This is a genomic window from Bradyrhizobium sp. B039, from assembly GCF_038965675.1.
In the GTDB taxonomy this organism is placed as follows: Bacteria; Pseudomonadota; Alphaproteobacteria; order Rhizobiales; family Xanthobacteraceae; genus Bradyrhizobium; species Bradyrhizobium diazoefficiens.
Map to the genome: position 1 here is coordinate 3,624,558 of NZ_CP152416.1, position 24,930 is coordinate 3,649,487.

Here is a 24,930-nt window from a genome sequence, read left to right on the forward strand (position 1 = left end):
CGTTGCCGTCGGCATCGCTGAATGTCGGCACGACGTATGCACCCTGGCTTTGGCCCGTACAAGCGGCGCGCAGGCAGGCCAATACCGCGAGTGTGTCCCTTCAGATCCTGCCGGGTCAGACCGTTAACCTCGGCGGCAAGGTCACGTTCGGCGTCACCGCGAGGAAGCCGGGATATCTCATTCTCGTCGACGTCGACGCGGAAGGGCGAATGTCCCAGATCTTTCCGACTCCCGAGCTATTGGCGCAGTCGGACGGACGCGACATCAATCTCGTCAGGCCCGGCGTCGAATTTGTCGTTCCAACCCCGGCGGCTCGGCAGCGTGGTTTTGAATATGTCGTCTCACCGCCGACTGGGTCAGCAGTGATGATCGCCATCCTGAGCGAGCGGCGGGTGCAGTTGCTCGATTTGCCGGACTTGCCGCGCAAGCTACAAGATCAGGCCGAGGCGTTGAGCTATCTAACGGCCTGGACCAGTGAGCTGCGCGTGCCGGACAACGGCAGCGGAAAGCTGGTGACGAATAATTGGTCGTTCGACGTCAAATCCTATTCCATCAAGTGAGCCCGGCAAGGCCAAGGCCTGTGAAGGCTAAAGCTTGCTCAGCCGACTGAAGAAGCCACCCCGGGCGATCATGTAATGAATGTCCTTTGGAAAGGGAAAGGCGCTGCGAACGTTGGAAATCGCGCCCTGAAGGAATTCCCCGTGCTGTGGCGCCGGCTTGTGGTGCAGACGCGGCTGGTCAGCGACCTGCGGTATCATGAAGCGATCCACGTAAGCCGGGTCCAGGTCGTTGACCCTGACCATCTGGCCAAATGCCGGGAACAGGTCGTAATGACCGACCCTTACGCTAAGGTTCTTGAGAGCAGGGCGTTGTGGCTGCGCTTGATTGCCATCGGCCGTCGCCAGCCCGCGCCCGATCAGGTCCAGCTTCACCGATTGCGGGAGAGTTGATGGACCATACACGATCTCGAGCGCGCGGCCGCTCTGTCCAGACAACCACTGATACCAGAAGGTCGCATCGTCGGGCCGCGCATTGGCGCCGTAGAGGCAGTCAAATCCCCAACAGGCCGTCAGCTTGCCCTGATACTTTCCAAGGTTCCCGACGAGATTGCGCATGCCGTTACCGCCGCCGGAGTGGCATGCGATGATGAGCTTGCCGATCTGGAGCTGAGGAATGGACGTCGAGGAGAGACCCAGGAACCTGGCAAGAGCTCCAAGGACCTCCTCGAGATAGCGTTCGCCCCAGCTCGCGGTTGCCAGGTCAGACACGTTGTAGTTTCCGGCAAAGGTGTCGCCAACGGCATATTCGTAGCCCAGGAACGGCGCGATAAGCACCACGTCCTTGCCGGAATCCCGGACCTGTTCGCGCAGCCGCGCTGGATCGTTGTGGAATAGGAATTCATGGTTTTTGACATAGAAGCCGTGAAGCCAGATCACGACATCGAACTTGGTAGCAGCTGTTGGGTGCTTTGGCGGAAGATAAACCGCCGTCGGCTTCATGCCGGGTGCCTGCCGCTTCGTGAAGAGCGTCACCCCCGGAAAGGCGTTGGCGTCCTTTTGCTCAAGCTCACACGCAACCACACAGGTCGCTCCGCTTCGGCCAATCCAGGCAAGGACCTGGCTGACCTGGTGTTAAGCTCTGCTGCCCGTCACACATTCTCGACACCAAAATCCGCGCGGCCTCCTGGCCTTCCATGACGCCGTGGCAGCCTTGCGCGTTGCTAGCGGCAGGACTCGACATTACCTACGTTGCCCCCGGGGCCGCCCCCGCCGCGGTATTCGAGGTGGCAGCCGCGACTGACCTGACGGCACAGAGATTGATCACAAACGATCTGACCACTGCCGCCGCCGCTGTTCTTCACAGTTGCTTGCCGCCGCGGAACGTCGGCTGTTGGCTCCGGTCTCTCGCGGGCCGAACGATCCGCACGTGACGGACGCTCGTCCGTGTTGCGCTTCGCAACCGGTTTCTTCCCGCGTCGCTTCTCGCATTCATTGTCGTCGTTGAGGAACGAACCCTCGGCACAGGTGATCCTACTGCACTGCTCGCCGTCGGGCCTGTAGCCGCGATCGCAGATCAGCGGGCAGACCCGCGATGGCCTAAGCTTGATCGCGTCAAGAGCATCCAGACTTGCAAGCTTGACGTCCAGTTTGGTGCCTGCGTGCCGGTTGAAGAGAGCCAACGAGCGCTGCGAGGCCGCATTCCATTGGCCATCGACGGGGCCGGCGAAGCAGCCGACGCGGCTCAATTCGCCTTGTACGGACTTGGCGATATCGGCTCTTGCGATATCGGTCTGGCGCGGCTCGTCGCTCAGTGCCGCAAGCTTGGGCGTCTTGCTGTCCTCACCGGGCGCAGCGGCCGTAGGGTTATCCGCGACGGTACTCTCAACAGCCGGCTTATTCCCGGAGATTGCAGCGACGATTGTAGATTCGGATGCAGTCCGTTTCCGTTCCGCCTCGGTGGCCTGCTCCTGCGCCGCTTGCTTCGTCCTCTCGGCGGCAATCCGGGCCTCTTCCGCAGCCTTCAGATCCGCGGCCGCCTTCTCCTGTTCGGCACGCTGGGCGCCCTGGGACATCAGGCGAGCTTGTTGCTGCTCGGCCTGCTGCGCTTTCGCTGTCGCCGCGACGCGTGCGTCCTCGGCCTCGAGCTGATTAAGCTGCAGCTTCGCCAGATTTGAGTAGTATCCGTCTGGATGCTGGGTCAGGAACGCGTTCAGAGCGGGCTTGTTGCGGAGCTGCAAGGCCAATTCGTAATCGCGACGAATTTCCGACTGGGGGTTGGCTGCTTGTATCGGTTCCTCGGCCTTGGCAGCCGGAACAAGTGCAACGTCCTCGCCGCCCAGTGAGCCGTAGACATAGGGCTCCTGTCGGTTGCCCGTGGCTTGCAAGACATCGTCTCGGACGAAGCCGAAAGCCCTGCGCAAGTCGAGCCCCGGCTTTGCAATATACTTCACGAGAGCCGTCGCGTACGGACTATTCTTGCTGTTGCCATCGAGTGCGGTTAGTCCGGCTTTCGCCGCAAACGCGATCAGTGTGTTGGAGACGGCGGGTTCGACCCTGGCCAGCCCGCGGCTGATTGATCGCGAGGCAACTGTACGCTTCATTGAGTCGGCAAACGGATTGTTGCGGCACGCGTCGACGATCACAACGCGCAGCTGCCTCGCAGGCTCGATCGCCAGCAGGACACGGTCGAGCGAGAATGCTTCGTCATAGATATCCGTGTCACGCTCGAGTCTGGCGTCTGTCGGGATCAGATAGTTCGTCCCGTCGATCTCGATACCGTGGCCAGCATAGTACACCAAGGCAATGTCGGCATTGCGGGCCTGATCGGCGAATTCTCTCAGGGCCCGCCGCATGTCGGTCGCGGCGAGGTTGAGCCTTGAGTCAACCACATCGAAACCTGCGCCCTTCAAGGTCGCGGCGATGGCCGCAGCGTCATTGGCCGGGTTTGGAAGCAGTGGGGCGTTTTGATAGCTGGAATTGCCGACCACCAAAGCCACGCGCTTTGTCGCCCAGGCTGGCTGAGAGGCCAGGAACAGCGAAGCGGCGAGAAGGAGACAAACCCGGAGGTGCCTGTACAATCTCATGGCGAACACCCAACCTATGCCCGTAGAATGGTGACGTCGCGAGGACGGCCGCGTAAGAAATAATTCCTGAATTCGTACGCTACTGGCGGCTGCCTGTCTGCATACAGTACCGATCTCGAGCCCGATCCATTCCTATGTGTTGTTTTGAAATGCGGAGGCGTTCAAAAGGTGCGGAGGATTATTGCGGCCGGGCGTTGTGCGCCGATTCATGTGGATGATGGGCGCCCGCCAATGTTGTGCTGTCGTGCGACCTCGGTATAAGATGTTGATGTAAAACAGTTATTAATTCTTGCTGGCCTGCACGCGGCAGCGCACCAGAAGGCTCTGACGTGGTTCAAACGAAAGTTCCGCTGACGGCGATCGAGCGGACGTGAAGTCCAAGGACGGGCTCGCGGATCGACCGTCTTGGTCGCAGCTTGCAATCAGGTCAACAGCGCGGAGCAAGGCCGTCAGTTCGGCTTCGGGCAGTGATGGACTTTGCGAAGAATTCGACTCGTCCATCGAGCTATGGCTTGGCGACCACGAAGCCGTAGAAGTTCTCCAGGAGCTGATCCTCCGTGAGAGAGGACGTTCTTGTGGCCTTTGTACTCTTCATCTCCCCAAATGAAGACCGTCATTTTCAAGTTCCCGAGCGCAGCACGATCCAATGACGAGCTTGAGCCACATCGAGCCCGACGTCGCCTGATCCGACGCGTCGAGCAGACTGGGCGTCGATAAGCAAACAGACGCGGTAGCCCGCGGCAAATAGCCGGCTCGCCCTATCTATACTGCCAGTGCCCGACGGTGAAACACGAGATCGGCGTCTTCTTGGATGTCGGTGTAACCGGTGCGGTGAATCTCCATCGGGGTCATGTCCCCCGGACATTGTTCCTTCGGTAGAGTCGAAATGAAATCAGTCCTCCGAATTGCGGAGGACAGCACGCGGAGATACAATCGCAAATTCCGAACTTCGGAGAAGCTAATGCCTATTCCCTTGAGGATTTACATCACGCCATTTGCCGAGAGAGGGGTCGTTGAGCCCAGGCAATGGAGCAGCGACACGGCCAAGAAGGCGCTCGACGTGGTCAATACGATCTGGTCAAAGGCCAAGATCGCGTTCGTGATCAGCGATTGCTTGATGGAGAAGCCGCTCGACATGGCAAAGAGCGCACGCAGCAATGATCAGCGATTGCTGGGTGTTCTTACCTCTCGGCACGATCCGGACAATGCCATCCACATCTACCTCGTCAATTCGATCGAAAATCTGTCCGCTGGCGGAGGCTCATACCCCAATAGCGAACCCGAGCCGGCAAGCTTCGTCCAGTGGTATGGCAATGACCACGCCAATGGACGCGCCTGGGCTCACGAGCTTGGTCATCTGATGAGCCTTGATCACGTCGAGATCGATTATTCCAATGAGAAGCAGGCGGCGCAGCGCGTCAAGAACCTCATGACGATAGGATTGAGCGCCGGCTCCGACTTGACTGGCCAGCAGATCGATGCAGCCAAGGGCTCAAAGCTGGTCAAGCGATTTGGTGGATAAGTCGTTGGCCGACCGCAGAAGTCGTCGCCTCCGTCGTCCTGCAGGTCGCGCGTCCGCGCGAAACGGTCCGAACGTCCTCTGCGCGAGGCGGTCTCCACTGAATTCAGCCAAACGATCACATTGTGGCAATCGACGCAGTCGTGTGCTCCCGGCCCGACGTCGAGGCGGCAAGTTCCATCGCGCCGGGCCTCGTAGGCGGAGCCCTTGGCGAGCCCCTTGTCGGAAATCGAAAAGCAACTGAATGACTGCGTTTCGCGCATGGCAGCGACAGCCTTAGTGAGAGTAGATCGAGCAGACGACGCCAGGTTCCTGTTCGCGAGAACCTCGTCGCTCCAGCTCAGACGTTTAGCGCGAGAGTCCATGATTGCGATCACAGAACCGGTGACCACTTCGCCTGCTTTGCGCAAAGCCATCCGCAATTGACACGCAATGCCAAATCACCAACGAGCACACCAAGTGCTTCCGCGATATTGCGCTGCGGCTGCTGGGCGACGCCTACCGTTTCGCTTTGTTTTTGTTGGGGATCAGGCAGACGCAGAGCAAGCCGGCAAAAGTACTATCTAGATGCGCTGTCGCTTTGACAGCGGTCGGGTAGGGGCTTCGAGGTCTAGGGAAATTCCGCGAAGTCGTCGTGCTGTACGAGTTCCACGGCCTGTCCTACCGCGACCCCTCCTAGGTCGTCACTGCTCCGATCGCGACAATGATGTCGCGTTGCACAGCGCACACTGCTTCGGCGCCAGATCGAAATGGGAAGAAGATCACAACCTTCGTTGTAGCTACCGATTTCATGAACTTCTCTTCTCTTGCCCGCACTAAAAACAAGGCGGTCCTGCGCCGTCCGGCCGATCGCCGACGAGTTGCTATCTGTTCACTGCAGGTCGAAGAGACATGTTTCACAAAACTGGTCCGGGCAGGGTTGACGTCGATCTGGATTTTTCAGGAGTGGGGGTTCTGCACGCGCGGCTCTGGAATTTCGATTTCGATGACTTTGCCGGCTACCAGTTTCGGGGCTTGAAGAAAGAGCATTCCGAATTTCTGAAGAACAAAGTGGTACCCCTACTCGAGGATGACGCCGGTCAGATCTGGATGACGGGCTCCGCGAGCCGGATCGGTGCGGCCGATTGGAATATGACGACGTCGGCCAACCGCGTGATTACAGTCGCGCGGTCTCTGTCCGAGATGGGCATCCACCCGGAGCAAATGCAGACGCACGCCATCGGCAATACGCAGACGGCAAATCACAGGCTGGACGAAGACAGCGATAGATCAGTGGTCCTTTGGGTGCTCCCGAAGGTCTATTTCGAACCGATCATAAAGCCAGACTTGCCGCGACCCGTTCCGCCGAAGCCAAAAGTCAGTCGAAATTTCAAGATAGCCATGCTGCTTGAGGTCGACGGTTCGATCTCGTTCGCCGCGAGAGCGGCCATCAAGCGCATCGTGAAGGGCAGGGCTGGAGCCGGGATTGCGTTTGCCAGCGCCTTGTTCTCCATATGGGACACGGAAAACAATTTGAAGTGCACCTACGTCTATGCGGCGGTCGGCCTGGGCTTTGGCTTAAGCCTTCCGAAAACTGGCGGTAGATCGGGTACCCTGCATGGCCCGTGGAATTCGTTTACGACTGAAAAGCCAATCTCCTGTTCGCAGTTCGGCAAGTCGATGCGCTTTACGACAATCGGCATAGGCGATGTGAGCAAGAACTGGATCCTGCTGGAAACGCCCAAGGGGGTGAAGGACGTCTACTTGAGCATCAGCACCGGCACGACCATAGGCGGCGGCGCGTCGACATACCCAGCCCATCTGAGCGCTTTCATCCCGCTGGAGAGACCAAAGCCGTTTGGCGGGCCGTGAGCATGCCGAGGCCGACAAAGCCCGCATACAGTGGTTCATGTCCCGAGCTAGCTTTTGTTGGCTGGACCTAGTTCAAACTTCCCCATGATGGATTGGAGCGAGAGTTCAGATCTTTCAGATAGTTAGAGGGCGGCATGTGCACTACGTGTGCACCGGGAGATCAAGAAAAATCTCCTCACAGCTAACGTGATCGGGCCTTCCGATGTAGATGGCGCCGCCTCGGTGCGATCGACTGGTCGTCCGCCTGCACTTTTCGACAGTTTCGGTCGAGGCGCGGGGTAGCAGATGCGGCGTCCGCGCCGGTCTGCGCGGGCCCGCAAGAGGCCGTTTGGAACTGAGCGCAGGGCGAACGCGATTCAAGCGGGGATTTGTTGGCAGCCGCTCTCGCGCGCGCAGCGCTAGCTGCATCGAGCGACAAATCGAAAGCGCAGGGGCGCCATAAGAATTCGCTATGGCGGCAGACCGCAGTCATGCTTCCCCTGTCATCGAACGTAAATCTATTTTTTACCGTCGGCCGCAGAAGAAAATTCCAAGAGCAAGACCACGGAAGTGGCGGAGATCGCGGGCGCATCATTTTGTAGCGGCAACGGAGCGGTCACATGACAATCGAATTGAGCCGACGCGGATTTTGCATGGGAACCGCACTGATCGGCCTTCAGGCCGTCTCCTCCAGTGCCTTCGCCCGAACCGAGGACGGCACCGTCAAGCTCGGCCTCGTCGCGCCGATGAGCGGGCCGAATGCCCGCTATGGCGCGTTCTCGCTGCGTGGCGCCCAGATGGCGGCCAAGGAGATCAACGGCGCCGGCGGCATCGGCGGGCGCAAGATCAACGTCCTGGCCGGTGACAGCCAGGGCACGCCGGTCGAGGGTGTCTCCGCAACCCGCCGTCTCATCGACCAGGACCAGGTTGATTTCATCATCGGCGACGTATCGAGCTCGGTGACGCTCGCGATGCAGCCGGTCGTGGAGGATGCCGGTGTGCTTCTCCTCAATGCCGCGTCGTCGAATCCGAAGATCACCTACAAGGCGGGCGTCGGCGGCTTCAAATGGACCTACCGTAACTATCCGACCGACGAAAACCGTGCCCTGATCGTGCTGCAATACGCCGCCGAGAAGAAGGGCTTTACCAAATACGCCGTGCTCTCGGTCGACAGCGATTATGGGCGCGCGGCCATCGAGTTCACCAAGAAGTACCTTCCTCGTTTCAAAAGCCAGATCCTGACGGAAGACTATTACAAGGAGGGCGAGGTGGATTTCCGCAGCGTGCTGTCCAAGATCCGCGATTCCGGCGCCCAGGCCATCATCATGTACGGCAACGCCGATTCCACGCCCATCGTCGGGCGTCAGATGATGGAGGTCGGGATCGCAGGGAAGATTCCGCTGATCGGCAATGCCGAGTTCAATACCGAGAAGACCATCAAGGCGGCGCCGAAGGCGCTCGAAGGTGCGATCGAGGCGGCGGCCTGGCTTCCCGCCTACGAGTCGGAGAAAAGCAAGGCGTTCGTCGACAAGTTCACTGCCGAGTTCCGTGAAGCCCCCAACAACCACGCCTATGTGCACTGGGAGACGACGCATCTTCTGGCCGAGGCGATCGAGCAGGCCCAGAGCATCGACCGCGAGAAGGTCCGCACCGCGCTGTCCAAGATCCATTATGCGAGCGCGGTCGGCGAGGTGACCTTCGACGATCACAATCAGGCGCGCCTGCCGATGATCCTGCTCGAGATCGAGAACGGCAAGCCGGCCATCAAGGGAGCCTATTCGGCCGAGATCGATTATCCCAAATAGGGCGCCACGCACATGTTCTACACGATCATAGAGCAGGTCGTTAACGGCATCGTATCAGGATCGGTCTATGCGATCGTTGCGGTCGGCATGACGATGATTTTTGGCGTGCTGCGCGCCATCAACTTCGCGCATGGCGAATACTATATGCTCGGCACCTTCGGGGCCTGGTTCGCCATCGAATATTTCGACCTGCCTTATCCGGTAGCAGTCGTGATCGGTGTGGTCGCCACCGCCGTCATCGCCGTCGTGGTCGGCAATTTCGTGATGCAGCGGATCGTCGGAGCGCCGGCCGAGGCCGGCGTGCTCGCGACCCTCGGCGTCGCGCTGATCCTGCAGAACACCGTCATCCTGGTGTTCGGTGGCAGCTACAAGTTCTTCTCCGGCGGCTATATCGAGCCGGTGACGCTGTTCGGTTTCACACTGGCCGAGCAGCGCATCCTGATCATCATCGTCAGCCTCATCGTGTTCGTCGGCCTCGAGCTGATGGTCACCTACAGCCGGATGGGCAAGGCGATGCGCGCGGTGTCGCAGAACATCGAGTGCTGCGCTGTGGTCGGTATCGACGTCCGTCACATCGCGCTCTGGACCTTCATCCTCGGGGCTGGGTTGGCGGCGCTCTCGGGCGTGTTGACTGCGCCCGTGAACGTCAGCGTCTACGGCGGCATGGGCGAGCTCATCACCTTCAAGACGCTGCCCATCATCATCATGGGCGGACTCGGCAACGTCCGGGGCACGTTCGTCGCGGCGATGATCCTCGGTATCGCGGAGAGCCTGGTTGCCACCTATGTCGGGCTGCAGTTCCGCGACACCGTGGGATTTGCGACCCTCATGCTGGTGCTGATGTGGCGTCCGCACGGGCTCTTCTCCGCGCAGGCCCGCTTCTGACTACCATGGATGTGACATGACTGAGATCGTCCGAGACCAGACCATGGCACCAGCCGAACTCCCTGTTGCGGCGACGGGACGGGATTTTCGCGTTCCGTTTGGCCTCGCGCTCGGCGCGCTGGCATGCGTCGCACCGCTATTCCTCGGCAATTACCCGCTGCACGCGATTATCATCGCGCTGATCTTCCTGCTGCCGGCCCATGGTCTCAACCTGCTGCTGGGATACACCGGGTTGCTGTCGCTGGCGCAGGCAGCGTTCTTCGGCATTGGGGCCTATACGTCGGCGCTGCTGGCAGTCCATTTCGGCACGCCGTTCTATCTGAATTTCCTCGCCGCCGGCCTTGTGACGGGCGCAATTGCGGCGCCGCTCGGAATTCCCGCTCTGAGGCTGCGTACGACGTCGTTCGTGATGTGCACGCTTGGCTTCGTCATCATCGGTCAAGCCATCGCTAAGAACTGGATCAGCCTGACGCGCGGCGACATGGGGTTGGCGGGGATCCCAAAACCCTATTTCGCGCTGGGGCCCGCCTCGTTCACGGTCTCCGGAACCGTCGCCTTCTACTATTTGACGCTCGTCATCGCTGCGCTGGCAACGCTGGCCGTCTACCTGATCGTTCGGTCGCCGGCGGGCCGCAACATGATCGCCATTCGCGAGAACGAGACGCTTGCCGAATCCGTTGGCATTCCGACCTGGCACTACAAGCTCGTCGTCTTCATGATCAGCGCTGCCTTTGCGGGGCTCGGCGGCAGTCTCTATGCGCATTATCTGACCGTGGTCAGCCCGCTGACCTTCCAGATGTACTATTCGACGACGATGCTGATCATCGTGCTCGGCGGCGGGGCGGGGACCATCTCGGGCGTCATCTTCGGCAGCCTGCTGTTCGTCGGGCTCACCGAAGCGCTGCGCGTCGCCCCGGAGCTGCGCATGATCGCCTATGGCTTCTTCCTGCTCGGCCTGGTGTTCTGGTTCCCCAGCGGATTCGCGCCGCTGATCGGCCGCTTCTGGTCATTCCTGGAGAAGCGCAAATGAACGGGCTGCCGATCCTCGATATCTCCGGCCTCTGCAAGTCCTACGGCGCCGTGCGCGCCGTGGACTGGGTGGATCTGCATGTCGACCGCGGCGAGATCTGCGGCTTGATCGGCCCCAACGGCTCCGGAAAGTCCACCTTCTTCGATTGCGTGACCGGGCTCGCAAGACCGAGCGCGGGAGCTGTGAAGCTCGACGGTCAGGACATCACGGGCTGGTCGCTCAACGATATCGCCCGTGAAGGCCGCATGCTGCGCTCGTTCCAGAAGACCGTGGTTTTCTCCGCGCTGGACATCGAGGAAAACCTCGTGATCGCCGGCCAGATGTTCACCTTTCCCGGCATCTGGTCGACGTTCGGGATCGGCGCCGCCGCGCGCAATCGCGTCGCGGCGCTCAGGGAACGGGCACGCGAGCTGATCAGGATCGCCGGTCTCTGGGACGTGCGTTTCCAGCCGGCCGGCAAGCTCTCGGGCGGCCAGCAGAAGCTGATCCAGTTCGCCTCGATGCTGATGCCAGAGCCGAAGCTCATTCTGCTCGACGAGCCCATGGCCGGCATCAATCCCAAGCTGATCGAGCGTGTGGTCGAGAGCATCCGCCTCGCCAACATCTCGTTCGGCGTCAGCTTCCTCATCATCGAGCACAACATCGACGTCGTCACGAGCCTGTGCAAGCGCGTGGTCGTGCTCGACCAGGGCCGCAAGCTCGCGGAAGGAACGCCCGACGAGATCGTCCGGAACCAGGCGGTGCGGGAGGCCTATCTCGGTGGTTGAACCCTCTCTCTCGATCAAGGGCCTGCGGGCCGGCTACGGCTCGCTCGACATCCTCAACGGCGTCGATCTCGACGTGCCGCAGGGACAGTTCGTCGCGCTGATGGGGCCGAACGGGGCCGGCAAGTCGACGCTTCTGAAGACGCTCTATGGCATGACCACGGTCAAGGGCGGCAGCATCAACTGGCAGGGCAAGGACATCAGCGCACTCAAGTCGCGCGCGATTCTCGCCGAAGGGATCTCCTGGGTGCCACAGGGGCGCTGCAATTTCCCTGTCATGACGGTCGACGAGAACCTCCAGATGGCCGCCTATACGCTGCGCGACAGCAAGGTGAAAGCGGAGCGGGATTATGTCTACGACCTCTTCCCCATCCTGAAGACGCGCCGCAACACGCTGGCCGGTAACATGTCGGGCGGCGAGCAGCAGCTGCTCGAAGTCGCGATGGCGGTGCTGCAGCGGCCAAAGATCCTGCTCGTCGACGAGCCCTCGGTCGGTCTGTCGCCGACCGCGATCGGCATCGTGTTCGATGAGCTGCTGCGCATCAACGCGGCCGGCCAGACCATTCTGTTGGTCGAGCAGAACACCAAGAAGGCCATGGCCGTGGCGCAGCGCGCCGTCATCCTGCGGCTCGGCAAGGTGATCTGGGACGGGCGTCCCGCCGACATCACCCATGACGAGCTGGGCGAGCTCTTCCTCACCGGCCGCATGCGCGGTGAGACCGACGTCGAACAATGATCTAGGCGTCCGCCCGGCAGGTGGACGGCATTCGCAACGCAAAGGACGACAACAGTGACGATCTTCGTGCCGGCCGCGCGCGTCTCGCGCATCAAGATATCTCCGACCACGGCGGCGTCCGCCCGCGTGCGCGAGCTGAAGGCCGCCGGCCGCGACATCGTCGACATGGCGATCGGCGAGCCTGATTTCGACACGCCGGATCACGTCAAGGCGGCCGCGCACGAGGCGATCGATCGCGGCGAGACCAAATATACCGCCGTCAACGGCACTGTCGCCCTGCGCAAGGCGATCATCGCCGACTACAAGCGCCGCCTTGGCCTCGACTATGCCGACAACGAGATCTGCGTTGGGGGCGGCGCCAAGCAGATCCTGTTCCTCGCGCTGATGGCGAGCGTGGAGGAGGGCGCCGAGGTCATCGTTCCCGCGCCCTATTGGGTCTCCTATCCCGACATGGTGATCGCCAATGACGGCAAGCCCGTCATTGTCCGCTGCTCCGAGAACCAGGGGTTCAAGCTAACGGCGGAGGCGCTGGAAGCCGCGATCACGCCGAAGACGCGCTGGCTGATCCTGAATGCGCCCTCGAACCCGACCGGCGCGGCCTATTCCCGCGCAGACCTCAAGGCGATCGGCGACGTGCTGCTGCGTCATCCCGACGTCCTCGTGCTCTCGGACGACATCTATGACCAGATCTGGTACCGCGACGAGCCGGCGACGACGCTTGCCGCCGCGGTGCCCGAGCTCAAGGACCGCGTCCTGCTCGCCAACGGGGTGTCGAAGACCTATGCGATGACCGGCTGGCGGATCGGCTATGCCGCCGGTCCCGCGCCGCTGGTCGCCGCCATCAACAAGCTGCAATCGCAGATGTCGTCGTGCCCATCGTCGATCAGCCAGGCCGCGGCCGCCCATGCGCTGACCAGCGACCAGTCGTTCGTTCGCGACAGCGTCAAGCTCTACAAGGAGCGCCGCGACTATGCCTGCGCACGGCTCAATGCGATCCCCGGCCTGTCCTGTCTGGTGCCTGACGGTGCCTTCTATCTCTATCCCGGCTGCGCCGGCGTGATCGGCAAGACCACCCCGGGCGGCAAGGTCATCGAGAGCGATCTCGATTTCGTACTCTATCTGCTCGATGATGTCGGTGTCGCCGCCGTGCAGGGCGCGGCCTACGGGCTCTCACCTTATTTCCGCCTCTCGATTGCAACTTCGATGGAGGCGATCAAGGCCGCCTGCGACCGCATCGAGAAGGCCTGCAGAGCGCTGCGCTGAGTGCGAGGCCGGACTTGCCTGCCAAATCGGCGCGCAAGCGAAGAAACCGATTGAAATCAATAGGCTAGATAAAGGATAGTATCGATCCAGACCGTGTTTCCATGAACGGCCGAGCGGGCGCTGCCCGTTCGGTTGAGGACCAGCGTTCGACACAGATGAGCGTCGATTTCAGGAAGCTCAAGAGCTTCGTCAAGGTGGTCGACGCCGGCAGCGTCTCGCGCGCCGCCGGCCTATTGCGCACGGCGCAGCCGGCGCTGTCGCAGCAGATCGCAGCGCTCGAGAGCCATTTCAAGCACAAGCTGCTCCTGCGCAGCAATCACGGCATCGTCCCGACCGAGGCTGGCCTCATCCTCTACCGTCATGCGCAATTGCTGCTGAAGCAGATCGAGCAGGCCCAGATCGACATTGATCAATCGAACAAGGCGTTGGCCGGCCGCGTCTCGATCGGCCTTGCGACCTACTCGGCGTCAAGCATTCTGTCGCTGCCGATCCTGAAGGAGATGTCGACGCTGCATCCCCAGATCATCGTCCATATCAACGACAGTTTCGGCCATGTGCTGAGCGAGCTGATCATGACCGGCAGAATGGACATGGCCATGATCTATGGCTCCGGCCCGATCAAGGGTGTCAAGCTGCAGCCGCTGTTCCGCGAGGAGCGGTTTCTTGTTTCGCCTGCTGGGTCGGGCGCGAAGAAGCCGGCGGACGAGCCGCTGCCACTGTCGGCGCTGGCCAACGTCAAGCTGTTGCTGCCGAGCCAGGGGCACTTCCTGCGTCGGCTGATCGACGAATCGCTGGCGCGGGCCCGGGTGGCGCCGAACGTCGTCTCCGAGATCGAATCCGTCTCCGCGCTCGGTGCGGCCGTGACCGAGGGTCTCGGCTCGACCATCCTGCCGGCCTCGGTGGCCGCGAGCGCGTCGAGCTTTGGCGGTGTCGAGGTGCGGCGGCTGGTTCGCCCTGCGATCGAGGCAACCGTCTCGCTGTGCATCTCCGACCATCTGCCCTTGTCGGAGCCTGCGCTCGCCACGCGATCGGTGCTTCTAACCGTGGTCGAGAAGCTAATGCGCAGCCATCCGCAGGGCATTCGATCGGTCTAGGCGCCACGGCCGAACGTCAAAGCCGCGCGCCTGCATGCGCAGTAGCCGCAGCGCGTCGGTTTCGCCAGGCCATAAACAAAACCTATGGCGGCAGACGGGAGTTGTGGTGGTCGGCCGCAACCGCATTTTCTACGCTCGAAGACAATCGCTTCGAGGAAACAGATGGCCCAGCTCGCATTCGATACCGGGGGAACCTTCACCGATTTCGCGCTGCTCGACGACAAGGGCGAATTGCATCTCCACAAGGTGCTGAGCACGCCAACTAACCCTGCCGAGGCCGTGGTTCGCGGTGCGTCCGAGCTGCTCGAACAATTCGGTAGTGCCGTCGATCTCAACGGGCTGCAGGTGCTTGGCGCCACCACCGTCGTCACCAATGCGGTGCTGGAGCGCAAGGGTGTCAAGACCGGCTTCATCTCGACAGCCGGCTTCCAGGACATGCTGCGCATTCGCAACGAAGGCCGCTACGACCTCTACGATCTGAACTTGAAATATCCGGATCCGCTGGTGACGCGTGCCAACAGCTTTGGCGCGGTCGAGCGTATCGCGGCCGATGGCGAGGTCATCACCGCGCTGGAGGAGGAGACGGTCCGCGAGATCGCCGGCCGGCTGCGCGAGGAGGGCATCAAATCCGTCGCCGTCTGCCTGCTGCACGCCTACAAATATCCTGATCACGAGCAGCGAATCGCTGCGCTGCTTCGTGAGGAAGACCCGGACGTCTTCGTGTCGCTGTCATCGGAGGTTTGCCCGGAGGTGCGCGAGTTCGACCGCGCCTCGACCACTGTCGTCAACGCCTATACGCGGCCGCAGATGTCCGGACACGTCGCCCATCTCGAACGGGAGTTTGCGGCCAGGGGTATCAATCGCCAGGTGCTCTGGATGACCTCGTCGGGCGGTCTCGTGCCGAGCATCCGCGCCGCTGAGCTGCCGGTGCGCCTGATTGAATCGGGGCCAGCCGCGGGCGCGGTCGCGGCCGCCGAATTCGGCCGCATCGCCGGCGAGGGCAGCGTGCTGTCCTTCGATATGGGCGGCACCACTGCAAAACTGTGCCTGATCCCGAACGGCGAGCCGACAGTCGGCACCGATCTGGAGGTCGCGCACTATCATCGCTTCCGCAAAGGCTCGGGCTTCCCGCTGAAGATCCAGTCGATCCGCATGATCGAGATCGGCGCTGGCGGTGGCTCGATCGCCGCGAAGAACCCGCTCGGCCTGCTCGATGTCGGACCGCGTTCGGCGGGCGCGCTGCCGGGACCGGCCGCCTATCAGCGCGGCGGCACCGAGCCGACGGTGACGGACGCGGATATCCTGCTCGGCTATATGGGCACCGAGTCCTTCGTCGGTGGCTCGTTCAAGGTGTCGAAAGATGCCGCGCTCACGGCCATGACGAAGCTTGCATCCTCGCTTGACGTCAGCGTTCCCCGCTGCGCCTGGGGTATCCACGATCTCGTCAACGAATCCATGAGCAAGGCGGCGGCGGTGCACGCGACCGACCTCGGCGTCGATCCGCGCAGCCTGCCGATGGTCGCCTTCGGCGGCGCAGGTCCGGTGCATGCCTATGGAATCGCTCGCAAGCTCGGCATCAAGCGCATCATCTGCCCGACGGGCGCCGGCGTCACCTCGGCGATCGGCCTGCTGATCGCGCCGGTCGCGGTCGATCTGTCCGCGAGCTTCCCGATGCAGGTCGACAATTGGGATTTCGCGGCGATGGATCGCCTGCTCGGCGATCTCGCGGTCCAGGGCGCCGAGGTGGTCCGTGCCGCTGGCGTTGCGCCGGAGACGATCACCAACACCTACACGGTCGACATGCGCCACGTCGGCCAGGGGCACGAGATCACGGTCGCGCTGCCGGATCGCAGCTTGCCGCCAAAGCAGTTCCACGAGGAATTGCTCGGCAATTTCTACAAGCTCTATCGCGAGCTGTTCGGCCGCACCGTTGCGGGCTCATCGGTCGAGGTGATCACCTGGCGGCTGCGATCCAGCGGCCAAAAGGATCAGGTGACCCGCCCGCACACACGACATGCCGCCGAGGCCAGGAAGGGCACGCGCTCTGTCTATCTCAGCGAGCGCGGCGGTTTCGTCGAAACGCCAGTCTATGACCACTACAAGCTGCCGGTCGGCGAAGAGATCCAGGGGCCCGCGATCGTCGAGCAGCGGGAGTCCACCGCGGTCATCGGACCGAGCGGCACGGCTCACGTCGACATCAACGGCAATCTCGTGATCAATATCGCCTGAGGACGACGCACCATGTCCGTGAACGCTGCCGATTTCAACGATCCGATCAATCTCCAGGTGATGTGGAATCGATTGATCTTCATCGCTGACCAGGCCGACATCGTGCTCGGCCGCACCGCGTTCTCGCCGATCGTGCGCGAGAACCACGACTATGTGACCGTGCTGCTCGACAGCCGCGGCCGCGCGCTTGCGCAATGCACCTGGTCGATTCCGGTGTTCATCACCTCGCTGCCGGTGGCCGCGCAAAAATATTTCCTGCCCAGGTTTCCGGCTGAGACTCTGGAAGAAGGCGATGTGCTCGCCACCAACGATCCGGAGATCGGCACCGGGCATCTGCCTGATGTGACGATGATCACGCCGATCTTCAAGAACGGCAAGGTCGTGGCCTATGCCGGTTCGATCGCGCATCTGCCTGATATTGGCGGCGCTCCCCTGCATTCCGAAGCCAGCGACATCTTCGAGGAGGGAATCCGCTTCCCGATCGTGAAGCTGCACAAGGCAGGCGTTCCGAACAAGGACGTGCTCTACATCATCGCCGCCTCGGTTCGCCTGCCGACCGAGGTGATGGGCGATCTCGAATCCATGGTTGCAGCCAACAATGTGATGGGCCGCGAACTGGTGAAATTCCTCGACGAATACGACCTCGACAGCATCGACGAACTGGCCGACGCCATCCATACGCGATCCGAGGCGCAGACGCGGCGGGCGATCCGGCAATGGCCTAATGGGACCTATTCCGCCGAGGTGCTGCTCGACGGCTACGACACGGATGTGACCTTGAAGGCCTCCGTCATCGTCCGCGACGATTCCATCCACGTCGACTATGCCGGCACGTCAGACCAGGTGCTCCATTCCATCAACTGCCGGACCAATTACCGCTACGCCCATTCGGTCTACGCACTGAAATGCCTGCTCGACCCGGATACGCCGAACAACGAGGGCTGCATCACCCCGATCACCGACGAGGCGCCGCTTGGCTCGATCCTCAATCCGGAGCAATGGACGGCAGGCAATTCGCGTAATCTGATCGGCCACGTCATTCCCTCGCTGATCTTCAAGGCGCTGGAAGGCGTGGTGCCGGTCAAGGTGATGGGCGACAGCGGCGGCGCGCCGATCTGGGCCGCCAACTGCGTCGGCCGGCGCGACGACGGTTCGCAATACGGCTCGGTGCAGAATTTTCACGGCGGGCAGGGCGCCCGCGCCGAGTTCGACGGTCTGGACACGCTGAGCTTCCCGTCCAATTGCAGGGTCACCGCGATCGAGATGTTCGAGATCGCCGTCCCCGCGCTCACCGAGTGCAAGGAGCTGATTCCGGATTCCGGCGGCGCCGGCAAAAGCCGGGGCGGGCTTGGCCAGCGCGTCATCTTGCGCAATCTCGGGCGTAATCCGATGAACATCTATCTTGCCTCCGAGCGGGTGCGTCATCCCTGCTTCGGGGTCGTCGGAGGCCGGCCCGGCAGCGCCGGCAAGGTGCACAAGAACGGCGAGCCGCAATTTCCCAAGGGCAAGGTCGTCCTGAAGACGGGTGACCGCCTGGAGGTCGAGACGCCGGGAGGCGGCGGCTGGGGCAAGACGTCGGAGCGCTCCGCGGCCGCGATCGAGCTCGATCTCGCGGAAGGGTTGATCACGCCGCAGGCCGCGAGGCAGATTTACGGCCATCAGCGCTCAAGCCTGGCGGCGACGGCCGCCGAATAGGAGAATCATGAGTCTGCTCGACGGAAAGATCGCGCTCGTCACCGGCGCGGGAACGGGGATCGGACGCGAGACCGCGATCCTGCTCGCCCAGGAAGGTGCGAGGGTTATCCTGACAGGACGCCGGATCGGCCCGCTCGAGGAGGTCGTCACGTCGATCGAGAAGGCGGGCGGCAAGGCCATCGCCCGCGCGTTCGATGTCGGTTCCCGGGACGCGATCCTGGAGGCGGTTGCCTGGGTGAAGAGCAATGTCGGACCGATCGACATTCTCGTCAACAATGCCGGCAGTGCCAGCAAGGTGCTGAACGCGCGCTTCATCAGCGAGGCCGAGTGGAACGCCACGGTGAACGTCAACCTCACCGCCGTGTTCAATCTCACCCAGGCCGTGCTGGAGGACATGATCGCGAGGAAGGAAGGCACGGTGATCACGGTGTCGTCGCTCGCGGTCGTCAATCCGAACCTGCTCGGCGGCGCGGCCTATGGCGCGGCCAAGGCCGGCGTGAAGAATTTCATGACCTTCCTGCACAACACCTATCGCAACCAGGGCATTCGCGCGACGACGATCTTGCCCGGCGAGACCGATACCCCGATCATGGACAATCGCGCCCGGCCGCCGCTCGAAGGCGAGCGGGCCGTGATGCTTCACCCGCACGACGTTGCACGCGCCGTGCTGCTCTGCGCCAGCCTGCAGAAGGGCGCAGTGATCCCCGAGTTGCACATCTGCCCAACCTTCATGCGCGACACCTCGGCCGATATCGAGATGGCCCGGTGGGTCGGTGCGCCAGAAGGGCTGAGCGACAAGCCAAAGATCTGACAGGGAAGGATCTCCCATGAATGGAGCCAAACTGCGCGAGCGCCTTGCCAAGGGCGAGGCGGTCACGATGCTTACACCGCATCACGCTTCGTCGGGCCTGGCCGTCCGTCTGGTCGAACTCGGTGCCGATGCAATCTTCGTCGATTGCGAGCACGGGACCTGGAGCTTTGAGGACGTGCGTGTGACGGCCCAGGCCATTCGCGGCGCGGGCGGCGCCGCCATCGTCCGTCCGCATTCGCATGAACGGCCGGTTCTGATCCGTTATCTCAATGCCGGCGCCGACGGCCTGATGGTGCCAATGGTCGATACTGCCGACCAGGCGCGTGCGATCGTCGACGCCGTGCGCTACGCGTGCCCTGCCGACCACGAAAAGCGGTTGATCGTTGCAATGATCGAAACGCCGAGGGCGATTGACGACATCGATTCCTTGCTCGCGATGGAAGGCATTGATGTTTTCTTCATCGGGCCTGGCGACCTGTCCCAGAACATGGGTTATCCGCCGGCTCCGCCCTTCGGAGAGCCGAGACCCCAAGCCGTCGTCGAGCGGGTCGATCTTGCGGTCAGGAAGATCCGCGCCGCCGGCAAGATCGCCGGGACACTTGTGACGTCTGACGAACTACCGTTCTGGCGCGACCGGGGCGTCAAATATTTCTACATCCATTCAGACCCCTTCCTGCGGATCGGTTTGGCCGGCATCAAGACATTGCTTGGGCGGTGATAGGGCCCAGGGCCGGACTTGTCCGGGTTGCCGGCGATTTGCTCACCCGCTGCGAATGTCATCGTCGCGCCCGGGTTTTAAAGCATCGGTTCGAACTGGCAGTGCACGAGCATCTCGGAGACCGACGCGTTGTTCGGCAGCATGAGTGCGGTTTCCACCAGGCGGGCGATGTCGCCCGGCTGGCTCATCTCGTGGCGGGGAATCTCGTCGTCGTTCAGCGTCATGTCGGTGGCAACATAGCCCGGGCAGATCACCGTCGCCCGGATGCCGGCCGCACGTCCCTCCCGGCGAATGCCGTGGGTGAGCGCAACGACAGCGAACTTGGTCATGGCATAGCCGACATTGCTTCCCACGCGCTTGCCGGCGAGGGACCCCAGATTGATGACCCGGCCATGTCCGCACACGGCCAGATGGGGCAGGGTCGCCCTGACGAGGCGCAGGGGCCCCTTGACGTTCACGCGCCACATTTCATCGAGCTCGTTCTCGCCCTCGTCGGAGACCCGGACCTTCGGATTGATGCCGGCCGCGTTGACGATGGCGTCGATCCCGCCCCACCGTGCGACTGTCGCGTTGACCCAGGAGATCGGGCTCCTGGCGTCTTCGGCATCATAGCGGTACGTCATGAGCCTCTCGCTCTCGGCGAGGCGGCTCGGATCGCGAAGCCCCGCCGATACGCGGAAGCCCGACGCCAGTAGCCGGTCGACGACCGCACGCCCAATGCCGCGCGAAGCTCCGGAGACCATGACGATCCGATTGCCGACTTCCAACATTCTGGTCCGTTTCCCGTGGGTGAGAATAGCGTTGCAAAATGTAGGGCGATACGCGCGAGGACGAGTAAGAGAAATTCACTCTGCCTGCATCGGGTGGGCTTATGGCTCGTGCACCCGACGAGTTAAGGCCGGGATATTGGATGTCCTTATGAGGGCAGAACAAATCCGCTGTATGCCTGCGTCGATCTCCGCACGTAACTTCCCGCCGCTCGGCCTGACTGCAAGAGAGCCCTGCGGATGGGATTTTCGGACTACCGAACGGCGTTGGTGACGGGCGCGTCCTCGGGAATCGGGGCTGCGACGGTTCGTCGTCTCCGTGCCGAGGGGCTCGAGGTCCACGCGCTGGCGCGGGATGTTCGCCGGCTAGCCAGCCTGTCGGCCGAGACCGGATGCCGCGCCGGTGCAGTCGACGTGAACGACCACGACGCCTTGATGCGCCTTGCCGGTTCGGCCGAATTCGATGTTCTCGTCAACAATGCCGGCCAGTCGCGGCGCGGCAATATCCTGGAGATGGCATCGGATGATGTCGACACGCTGGTCGACGTCAATCTGCGCGCGGTCCTGCACCTGACGCGATTGATCGCACCTGGCATGGCGAGGCGCAACCGTGGCCACGTGGTCAACGTCTCCTCGATCGCGGGCCATTACGCCTTCGGCGAAAACGCCACGACCTTCAACTCATCCGTGGCCTATCACGCGACGAAGGCGGGCATTCATTCGCTCTCGCAGCAATTGCGCGTCGACCTCTACGGCACCGGCGTTCGCGTCACCGAAGTCTCGCCCGGGCGTGTGGCGACGAGGATCTTCCAGAACCAGAACGCCACCGACAATCCGGATGCCCGGTTCGTCGGCGGCTTCGAGACGCTCCAGTCCGAAGACATCGCCGATGCCATTGCGTTCGCGGTGGGATCGCCGGCGCGGATGAACGTCGCGATGATCGAGGTCGTACCCACGTTCCAGGTCGTTGGCGAATTGCGATTTGCGAGCCGATCCGAGGCCGCGCGTTTGAAAGAAATGAGAAGTGGAGCTGACAATGCCTGAACTCGCAAACCGCCTCAAGACTGTGAAGGTGTCGGCCTCGGCGGCGATGACGGACAAGGCGCGCGAGCTCCGCGACGCAGGTGTCAAGATCGTCGGCCTGTCGTCCGGCGAGCCCGATTTTCCGACGCCGCCGCATGCGATCGAGGCCGCACATCGGGCCGCCCTGGCCGGCGATACCAAGTACCCGGCGCAGCCGGGGACTGTCGCGTTGCGGACCGCGGTCCAGCGCAAGTTCAAGCGCGAGAACAATCTCGACTACGCCCTCGACGAGATCCTGATCGCCAACGGCGGCAAGCAGATCATCTTCAACGCGCTGTTTGCCACCTGTAATCCCGGCGACGAGGTCGTCATTCCCGCGCCCGGCTGGATCACCTATGCGGACATCGTTCTCCTTGCAGAGGCGACGCCCGTCGCCGTGCCGTGCCCGGAGAACAACCAGTTCAAGCTCCGCCCGACGGACCTGGATGCGGCGATCACGCCGCGGACGAAGTGGCTGATCCTGAACTTTCCCAACAATCCGACCGGCGCGGCGTGCACGCGCGACGAGATGCGCGCGATCGCCGACGTCATGCTGAAGTATCCCGACGTCTGGATTCTCACCGACGATATCTACGAGCACCTCACTTATGATGGTTTCGAATTCTGCACCATCGCGGAGGTTGAACCGAGACTGAAGAACCGTGTCGTGACCGTGAACGGCGCGTCAAAGGCCTACGCCATGACTGGCTGGCGGGTCGGCTATTGCGGCGGCCCCAAGGACCTGATCGCTGCGATGAACAATGTCCACGGTCAGGCGACCGGTGGAATCTGCACCCTGAGCCAGGCGGCGGCGGTTGCGGTCCTGGATGGGCCGCAGGAGTTCCTGAAGGAGCGCGCGGACATCTATCGCGACCGGCGCGATCTGGTGGTCAAGCTGCTCAATCAGATCCCCGGCATCACCTGCCACAAGCCGGAAGGGGCCTTCTACGTGTTCCCGAACATCGCCGGCTGTATCGGCAAGACCACCAAGGCCGGGCGGCGGTTGGACACCGATGCCGACTTCATCTCGGCTTTGCTGGAAGAGCAGCATGTCGCGGCCGTGCCGGGCGGCGCCTATGGCATGAGCCCGTACTTCCGCATTTCCTACGCGACCGATACCGAATCGCTCAAGGAAGGCTGCCGGCGTATCGCGAACTTCTGCGAAAGCCTGCGCTGACGCGTCGATATGTCAGGGGGCTCGGCCCTCGGCGGAGAACCAAAGATGCAGCCAGCGGCATTCGTCGACCAAGATCGGAGCAGTCTGCCGAACCAATTGTCATAATCCTTCCTGATGCCCCTAAACGAAGATGTTCTTGGTCCTGTAGGGTGCCGACGCATAAGCTTTGTGCAAAGAGGGGTATTGCCTTGGTATCGCGCAGTCGAGGACGGCCAGCGATGACCACCAGCGACGATGCGGTGGCGATTTTGAGCGTTGAAGCTCCTCCGGCAGCCCGGCGGCGACCGCGGTGGCGCCTGGCTTTGCCGGTCGGGCTCCTTGCCGTCCCGATGCTGGCATTTCTCACATACTTCTTCTTCTATCCGGCGCTGGGGCTGCTGCTCTCGAGCATCCAGACGCAGGACAGCCGCGGCATCATCGGGCGCCCGTTCACGCTCGCGCACTACGCGCGTCTGATCAACGTCGAGCTCTATGCGCGCGTGCTTTGGACGACGCTGCGGATCAGCATCATCACCTCGGCGCTCGCGACCGTGCTCGCCTATCCGGTTGCGCTGGTGATGGTCAAGAGCCGTCCGATGGTCACGCGGATCATCACGCTGATCGTCATTGCGCCTTTGATCGTCAGCGTCGTCGTTCGTGGATACGGCTGGCAGCTGGTGCTCCAGAACGGCCCGAAAGGGATGTTGAACTGGATCTTGATGACGCTGCACGTTGTCGACGCACCGATATCGGTTCTCTACACCGAAGTGGCCGTCGTCATCGGATCGCTGCACGTGTTCTTCCCGATGATGGTGCTGCCATTGGCGTCGGCGCTCGGCAAGATCGATCCCAATCTCGAAGATGCCGCCCGCATGCTTGGCGCTCCGTGGTGGAGGGTGTTCCTCCGGGTGACGTTGCCGCTGAGCATGCCCGGCTTCGTGGCGGGCTTTACCCTCGTATTCTCGCTCACGGCCGGCTCCTTCGTCATCCCCGCGATCCTGGGCGGTGCCTCGGCGGTGATGCTCGGCAATCTGATCGAACAGCAGATCTTCGTCGTCTACGACTGGCCGTTCGGCGCTGCGATTGCCGTCGTTCTCGTCGGCCTCGTCCTCGCGGTGAATGGCGTCTCGATGTGGCTTCTGGAAGGCCGGCGTCTCAGGAGGCCCGACTGATGGACGAGCGGTTTTCAGGCTTCGGCGCCTTCATCCTCTACACCATCACCGCCGGCATGATGCTGTTCATCCTGGCGCCGCTGCTCCTCGTCATGGCGGTGTCGGTCTCCGATTCCTATTTCGTGACCTTCCCCCCGCAAGGCTTCACGCTGAAATGGTACGCCAAGGTTCTCCAGGACCGCGACTTCCTCGAGGCGATGAGGCTGAGCATTCTGCTCGCCCTCGGCACGACGGCGGGCTCGCTCCTGTTCGGTGTGCCCGCGGCCTTTGCACTGGTGCGGGGCAGGTTGTTCGGCTTGGCGGCGATCAAGGGGTTCTTGCTGTCGCCGCTGATTTTCCCGGCGCTGGTCACGGGCCTGGCGCTGCTTCAGGTCCTGACCAAGCTTGGCTCGCAGGATGCGCGGCTCAATCTCCTGATTGGGCACGTGGTCGTGACGTCGCCCTATGTCATCCGCACCGTCGTCACCAGCCTTCAGCTGGTGGATGAGAACCTGGAGGATGCCGCGCGCACCCTCGGCGCAAACCGGCTGACGACCTTTTGGCGGGTGACGTTGCCGCAGATCGCCTCCGGCGTCGCCGCCGGCGGGTTGTTCGCCTTCATGGTGTCCTTCGACAACTACCCGGTCACGATGTGGCTAGCGAACTCCGAATACTCGCCCGTACCGCTCGTTCTGATGCGGCAACTGGTCAACGTCTTTGACCCTTCCGTGCCTGCAATGTCGACGATCATCATCCTCATGGCGATGGTCGGTGTCCTGCTGCTTGAAAAGCTGGTTGGCCTTCGCCGCGCGCTGGCCGCCTGATGTGCATT

The 24,930-nt window shown here is 62.3% G+C and carries 21 protein-coding genes; 18 read left to right on the plus strand and 3 right to left on the minus strand.

The genetic code is table 11. The features are described 5' to 3' along the window. Positions 1 to 2: 2 nt before the first annotated feature. The gene (locus tag AAFG50_RS16825) at positions 3 to 560 is read left to right on the plus strand and encodes a DUF4384 domain-containing protein (protein ID WP_231166687.1); all 558 of its coding nucleotides are present in this window, start codon (positions 3 to 5) and stop codon (positions 558 to 560) included. A gap of 27 nt (positions 561 to 587) precedes the next feature. On the opposite strand, the gene AAFG50_RS16830 is transcribed toward AAFG50_RS16825, so the two are convergent. Both AAFG50_RS16830 and AAFG50_RS16835 read right to left on the minus strand, forming a co-directional pair. Beyond that, a complete protein-coding gene (locus AAFG50_RS16830; protein ID WP_028170710.1) occupies positions 588 to 1,580 on the minus strand; it encodes a hypothetical protein in 993 nt (330 codons plus the stop codon). A 140-nt stretch (positions 1,581 to 1,720) separates the two neighbouring features. Beyond that, entirely contained in the window at positions 1,721 to 3,583 is a 1,863-nt protein-coding gene (locus AAFG50_RS16835) for a caspase family protein (protein ID WP_231166688.1), read from the minus strand. 961 nt (positions 3,584 to 4,544) lie between these two features. Here AAFG50_RS16835 and AAFG50_RS16840 point away from each other — a divergent pair. The 13 genes from AAFG50_RS16840 (at position 4,545) to AAFG50_RS16900 (ending at position 19,962) form a co-directional block, all read left to right on the plus strand. Continuing rightward, on the plus strand, positions 4,545 to 5,105 hold the full coding sequence (locus tag AAFG50_RS16840) for a hypothetical protein (RefSeq protein WP_028170712.1): 561 nt from the start codon (positions 4,545 to 4,547) through the stop codon (positions 5,103 to 5,105). 888 nt (positions 5,106 to 5,993) lie between these two features. Then, positions 5,994 to 6,953 (plus strand): OmpA family protein, encoded by a 960-nt coding sequence (locus AAFG50_RS16845; RefSeq protein WP_011086394.1) that lies wholly within the window; start codon positions 5,994 to 5,996, stop codon positions 6,951 to 6,953. Between the two features lie 599 nt (positions 6,954 to 7,552). Further along, a complete protein-coding gene (locus tag AAFG50_RS16850) occupies positions 7,553 to 8,737 on the plus strand; it encodes an ABC transporter substrate-binding protein (protein WP_028170713.1) in 1,185 nt (394 codons plus the stop codon). Positions 8,738 to 8,749: 12 nt separating this feature from the next. Beyond that, positions 8,750 to 9,622, plus strand: coding sequence for a branched-chain amino acid ABC transporter permease (locus tag AAFG50_RS16855; RefSeq protein ID WP_011086396.1), 873 nt, complete (start codon positions 8,750 to 8,752; stop codon positions 9,620 to 9,622). A gap of 43 nt (positions 9,623 to 9,665) precedes the next feature. After that, the gene (locus AAFG50_RS16860; protein WP_028170714.1) at positions 9,666 to 10,652 is read left to right on the plus strand and encodes a branched-chain amino acid ABC transporter permease; all 987 of its coding nucleotides are present in this window, start codon (positions 9,666 to 9,668) and stop codon (positions 10,650 to 10,652) included. Then, the gene (locus AAFG50_RS16865) at positions 10,649 to 11,419 is read left to right on the plus strand and encodes an ABC transporter ATP-binding protein (protein WP_028170715.1); all 771 of its coding nucleotides are present in this window, start codon (positions 10,649 to 10,651) and stop codon (positions 11,417 to 11,419) included. Before AAFG50_RS16860 ends, AAFG50_RS16865 begins: the two co-directional genes overlap by 4 nt. After that, positions 11,412 to 12,152, plus strand: coding sequence for an ABC transporter ATP-binding protein (locus AAFG50_RS16870; RefSeq protein WP_028170716.1), 741 nt, complete (start codon positions 11,412 to 11,414; stop codon positions 12,150 to 12,152). The genes AAFG50_RS16865 and AAFG50_RS16870 overlap by 8 nt, the downstream gene beginning before the upstream one ends. A 54-nt stretch (positions 12,153 to 12,206) precedes the next feature. Continuing rightward, entirely contained in the window at positions 12,207 to 13,415 is a 1,209-nt protein-coding gene (locus AAFG50_RS16875) for an aspartate transaminase (protein ID WP_028170717.1), read from the plus strand. 155 nt (positions 13,416 to 13,570) lie between these two features. Further along, entirely contained in the window at positions 13,571 to 14,509 is a 939-nt protein-coding gene (gene nac / locus AAFG50_RS16880; protein WP_028170718.1) for a nitrogen assimilation transcriptional regulator NAC, read from the plus strand. A 162-nt stretch (positions 14,510 to 14,671) separates the two neighbouring features. After that, positions 14,672 to 16,738 (plus strand): hydantoinase/oxoprolinase family protein, encoded by a 2,067-nt coding sequence (locus tag AAFG50_RS16885; RefSeq protein ID WP_028170719.1) that lies wholly within the window; start codon positions 14,672 to 14,674, stop codon positions 16,736 to 16,738. Between the two features lie 12 nt (positions 16,739 to 16,750). Then, positions 16,751 to 18,433, plus strand: a complete 1,683-nt coding sequence (locus AAFG50_RS16890) for a hydantoinase B/oxoprolinase family protein (protein ID WP_028170720.1) — start codon at positions 16,751 to 16,753, stop codon at positions 18,431 to 18,433. A 7-nt stretch (positions 18,434 to 18,440) separates the two neighbouring features. Next, positions 18,441 to 19,244, plus strand: a complete 804-nt coding sequence (locus tag AAFG50_RS16895) for an SDR family oxidoreductase (protein WP_028170721.1) — start codon at positions 18,441 to 18,443, stop codon at positions 19,242 to 19,244. Between the two features lie 16 nt (positions 19,245 to 19,260). Then, entirely contained in the window at positions 19,261 to 19,962 is a 702-nt protein-coding gene (locus tag AAFG50_RS16900; protein WP_028170722.1) for an aldolase/citrate lyase family protein, read from the plus strand. A 77-nt stretch (positions 19,963 to 20,039) separates the two neighbouring features. Here the strand turns inward: AAFG50_RS16900 and AAFG50_RS16905 are convergent, their stop codons facing one another. Continuing rightward, on the minus strand, positions 20,040 to 20,732 hold the full coding sequence (locus AAFG50_RS16905) for an SDR family NAD(P)-dependent oxidoreductase (protein ID WP_011086406.1): 693 nt from the start codon (positions 20,730 to 20,732) through the stop codon (positions 20,040 to 20,042). A gap of 237 nt (positions 20,733 to 20,969) precedes the next feature. Between AAFG50_RS16905 and AAFG50_RS16910 the strand changes: the two genes are divergently transcribed. The 4 genes from AAFG50_RS16910 (at position 20,970) to AAFG50_RS16925 (ending at position 24,922) form a co-directional block, all read left to right on the plus strand. Next, positions 20,970 to 21,773, plus strand: a complete 804-nt coding sequence (locus AAFG50_RS16910) for an SDR family oxidoreductase (protein ID WP_028170723.1) — start codon at positions 20,970 to 20,972, stop codon at positions 21,771 to 21,773. Continuing rightward, positions 21,766 to 22,968 (plus strand): pyridoxal phosphate-dependent aminotransferase, encoded by a 1,203-nt coding sequence (locus AAFG50_RS16915; RefSeq protein WP_028170724.1) that lies wholly within the window; start codon positions 21,766 to 21,768, stop codon positions 22,966 to 22,968. Before AAFG50_RS16910 ends, AAFG50_RS16915 begins: the two co-directional genes overlap by 8 nt. Before the next feature lie 218 nt (positions 22,969 to 23,186). Beyond that, positions 23,187 to 24,119, plus strand: a complete 933-nt coding sequence (locus AAFG50_RS16920) for an ABC transporter permease (protein WP_039184219.1) — start codon at positions 23,187 to 23,189, stop codon at positions 24,117 to 24,119. Then, positions 24,119 to 24,922 (plus strand): ABC transporter permease, encoded by an 804-nt coding sequence (locus tag AAFG50_RS16925; protein WP_028170726.1) that lies wholly within the window; start codon positions 24,119 to 24,121, stop codon positions 24,920 to 24,922. Before AAFG50_RS16920 ends, AAFG50_RS16925 begins: the two co-directional genes overlap by 1 nt. Positions 24,923 to 24,930: the final 8 nt, after the last annotated feature.

Excerpts from the sequence above, each read along its gene's own strand:
- AAFG50_RS16855 (WP_011086396.1), top strand. The coding sequence starts at position 8,750 with ATGTTCTACACGATCATAGAGCAGGTCGTTAACGGCATCGTATCAGGA.
- AAFG50_RS16895 (WP_028170721.1), top strand. The coding sequence starts at position 18,441 with ATGAGTCTGCTCGACGGAAAGATCGCGCTCGTCACCGGCGCGGGAACG.
- AAFG50_RS16865 (WP_028170715.1), top strand. The coding sequence starts at position 10,649 with ATGAACGGGCTGCCGATCCTCGATATCTCCGGCCTCTGCAAGTCCTAC.
- AAFG50_RS16915 (WP_028170724.1), top strand. The coding sequence starts at position 21,766 with ATGCCTGAACTCGCAAACCGCCTCAAGACTGTGAAGGTGTCGGCCTCG.
- AAFG50_RS16885 (WP_028170719.1), top strand. The coding sequence starts at position 14,672 with ATGGCCCAGCTCGCATTCGATACCGGGGGAACCTTCACCGATTTCGCG.
- AAFG50_RS16840 (WP_028170712.1), top strand. The coding sequence starts at position 4,545 with ATGCCTATTCCCTTGAGGATTTACATCACGCCATTTGCCGAGAGAGGG.
- AAFG50_RS16910 (WP_028170723.1), top strand. The coding sequence starts at position 20,970 with ATGGGATTTTCGGACTACCGAACGGCGTTGGTGACGGGCGCGTCCTCG.
- AAFG50_RS16850 (WP_028170713.1), top strand. The coding sequence starts at position 7,553 with ATGACAATCGAATTGAGCCGACGCGGATTTTGCATGGGAACCGCACTG.
- AAFG50_RS16925 (WP_028170726.1), top strand. The coding sequence starts at position 24,119 with ATGGACGAGCGGTTTTCAGGCTTCGGCGCCTTCATCCTCTACACCATC.
- AAFG50_RS16860 (WP_028170714.1), top strand. The coding sequence starts at position 9,666 with ATGGCACCAGCCGAACTCCCTGTTGCGGCGACGGGACGGGATTTTCGC.
- AAFG50_RS16905 (WP_011086406.1), bottom strand. The coding sequence starts at position 20,732 with ATGTTGGAAGTCGGCAATCGGATCGTCATGGTCTCCGGAGCTTCGCGC.
- AAFG50_RS16920 (WP_039184219.1), top strand. The coding sequence starts at position 23,187 with ATGACCACCAGCGACGATGCGGTGGCGATTTTGAGCGTTGAAGCTCCT.
- AAFG50_RS16835 (WP_231166688.1), bottom strand. The coding sequence starts at position 3,583 with ATGAGATTGTACAGGCACCTCCGGGTTTGTCTCCTTCTCGCCGCTTCG.
- AAFG50_RS16900 (WP_028170722.1), top strand. The coding sequence starts at position 19,261 with ATGAATGGAGCCAAACTGCGCGAGCGCCTTGCCAAGGGCGAGGCGGTC.
- AAFG50_RS16890 (WP_028170720.1), top strand. The coding sequence starts at position 16,751 with ATGTCCGTGAACGCTGCCGATTTCAACGATCCGATCAATCTCCAGGTG.
- nac (WP_028170718.1), top strand. The coding sequence starts at position 13,571 with ATGAGCGTCGATTTCAGGAAGCTCAAGAGCTTCGTCAAGGTGGTCGAC.
- AAFG50_RS16845 (WP_011086394.1), top strand. The coding sequence starts at position 5,994 with ATGTTTCACAAAACTGGTCCGGGCAGGGTTGACGTCGATCTGGATTTT.